Below are 235 nucleotides of genomic sequence, written 5' to 3' on the forward strand. Positions count from 1 at the left end.
GGTGAGGCTCGCCGGGGCGGAGGCGCGGGCGCTGGTGATGACCGGGGCCGGGCGGTCGTTCTGCTCCCGCCAGGACCTGGGCGACCGGGCCAATGCCGCAAATCTCGATCTCGAACGGACCCTGCGCGACGAATACGTGCCCATGCTGCGCGCGATCTTCGACTGCCCGGTGCCGACCATCGCGGCGGTCAACGGGCCTGCGGCGGGGGCGGGGGCGAACCTGGCGCTGGCTGCG

1 protein-coding gene is annotated in these 235 nt (G+C 74.0%); it reads left to right on the forward strand.

The features are described from left to right. Positions 1–235: enoyl-CoA hydratase-related protein (locus E0702_RS18150; protein ID WP_240721826.1), on the forward strand; the 235-nt coding region annotated here is incomplete at both ends.

Source organism: Halomonas marinisediminis (assembly GCF_004347715.1).
Lineage (GTDB): Bacteria > Pseudomonadota > Gammaproteobacteria > Pseudomonadales > Halomonadaceae > Halomonas > Halomonas icarae.